The following is a 2,195-nucleotide window of genomic DNA, read 5'->3' as shown; positions in this document are numbered from 1 at the left end:
TCCCTGGGCCGCTCCCTGAACGGCCGCGACCGTCGATGACGACGCTGGCAGCGCGTCCGTGCCAAGTGGGCTCGGCATCGGCTGGGCGCTTGCCTGCACGCTCGCCGAAGCCGCGTTGGCGGTTTCACTCGACGATGCAACCGACTCACCGCCCGCAGCCAACTCGTCAGGCGTCGAGACTGCGGAAGCAGCGGTCGTCTCACTGTTCGACGCGACTGGCGTGCTGTTGGCGCTTGCTTTCAACCGGGCTAGCCACGCAGCGGAATCCCCGCCGGTGTGCCACATGGCAAGCGCAATGACCGTGACAATCACAGCGGCCACACCCCACAACCACGAACGGCGTCTAGGCGAACCACCGAGCGGGACAGACATCCGGCCGCGCGGCAAACCCGCGCCAGATGATGCAGGTAACGACAAATTTTGCTCCAGCGGACCGTTGGCTTGACGCAAAGCCGCCGTGAACGGAGCCGGATCAGCACCCATGATTTTCGCGTAGCTGCGCACGATGCCGGCCGCGAAAGTTCGGTCGGGGAAAAGGCTGAGATCACCATTTTCAAGCGCCCGCAATTTTTGCGGCGACACCTTCAGTCGCGCCGAAACGTCGTCGAGCGTCCAATTCTTGCCGTCGCGGAGCTGCGCGAGCCGCGCGCCAACCGCTGCAACTGAATCGAGATTGATCCCCTGAGTGCTCCCCAGTGCGGCAGCGCTGACAGGACTCTCAAGTCGAGTCCCGGACGGCGCTTCGGCTTGACCGCCTGACTGGCCCGCTATATGAGCGCCAAAAGGCGTCGGGTGCTGCGGCTCACTCATCCCAATTTCCTCGCATCGATTCTTTTTTGTTGCTGCCCAGCCCTAAAGCTGGCTTTGGCGCCACCGCACGATACAGCCGGGTCGCCGTTGCAGACCGCTTTGTAACAAAATGCATGGCATTGTGCGCCACCTTCGGCCGCCAGCGCCGGTCTTCCACTCGGCACACGCGCCCGCCCGGCGCCACTGTACTTCCCGCGGAGATCAGACAGCACGAACCTCAATCACTTTGGCCGCGCGACCGGTGCGTTGCGCAAGGCGGGTGCGGTCCTGGACCGCGCCAGCCAACTGCCCACACGCCGCGTCAATGTCATCGCCGCGGGTCTTGCGCACCGTCGTCACGATGCCCGCGTCCATCAAAACCTGCGCGAAGCGCTTGATCTGTTCGTTGCTCGAACGCGTCAAACCCGATTCGGGAAACGGATTAAATGGAATCAGATTGAACTTGCACGGAACGTCGCGCGTGACGGCAAGCAACTCGCGGGCGTGCGCTTCGCTGTCGTTCACACCGTCCAGCATGCAGTACTCGAACGTGATGAAATCACGAGGCGCCACCTTCAAATAACGCTGACAGGACGCCATCAATTCCCGCAGCGGGTATTTCTTGTTCAGGGGCACCAGCATGTCGCGCAGCGAGTCGTTCGGCGCGTGCAACGAAACCGCCAATGCCACAGGCAACTCGCTGCCGAGACGATCCATCATGGGAACAACGCCTGACGTGGACAGCGTTACCCGGCGACGCGACAAACCATACGCGTTGTCGTCGAGCATCAGCCGCATGGCCGGCACGACCGCGTCATAGTTGAGCAACGGCTCGCCCATGCCCATCATCACGACATTCGTTACTACTCGCTCGGACCTGCCGGCAGGCTTGACCGCTTCGTCTATTTCAGCGGCGCCGCGCGACTTCGTCCCGCGCAGCGCAAACTCGGCCATCCGCAATTGCCCGATGATTTCGCCGGTGCTCAAATTGCGGGAAAATCCTTGCTTGCCGGTAGAACAGAATCGGCAATTTACCGCGCAGCCCGCTTGCGACGAAACGCAAAGCGTGCCACGATTTTCTTCCGGGATATACACGGTTTCGACCGCGTTGCTGTTACCTACGTCGATCAGCCACTTGCGCGTGCCGTCGGTAGAAACGTGATCGCGGACGATGGCGGGCATCTCGAGACTTGCCCGCCCTTTCAGCTTTTCGCGCAACGATTTCGCCAGATCGGTCATGCCGTCGAAGTCATCGACACCGAACTGGTGAATCCAGCGCTGCAATTGCTTGGCGCGAAACGGCTTTTCGCCCAGGCTGTCGCAATAAGCGACGAGCCCGGCGGCATCGAGGTCCAGAAGGTTGACTGTTGCAGCTGTCATTTCGATTCTGCCATTTCCTTGCTGAG

General features: G+C 61.5%; 2 protein-coding genes. Both read right to left on the bottom strand.

What is annotated here, in order from left to right:
- Positions 1–810: helix-turn-helix domain-containing protein (locus WCA53_RS32800; RefSeq protein ID WP_423921753.1), on the bottom strand; the 810-nt coding region annotated here is incomplete at its 3' end.
- A gap of 201 nt (positions 811–1,011) precedes the next feature.
- On the bottom strand, positions 1,012–2,169 hold the full coding sequence (rlmN, locus tag WCA53_RS32795) for a 23S rRNA (adenine(2503)-C(2))-methyltransferase RlmN (RefSeq protein ID WP_423921756.1): 1,158 nt from the start codon (positions 2,167–2,169) through the stop codon (positions 1,012–1,014).
- Positions 2,170–2,195: the final 26 nt, after the last annotated feature.

The sequence above is a fragment of the Caballeronia sp. genome (genome assembly GCF_049581465.1).
Lineage (GTDB): Bacteria > Pseudomonadota > Gammaproteobacteria > Burkholderiales > Burkholderiaceae > Caballeronia.
Note: the sequence above shows the minus strand (reverse complement) of the source record. Positions and strands in the feature narration are given on the sequence as shown.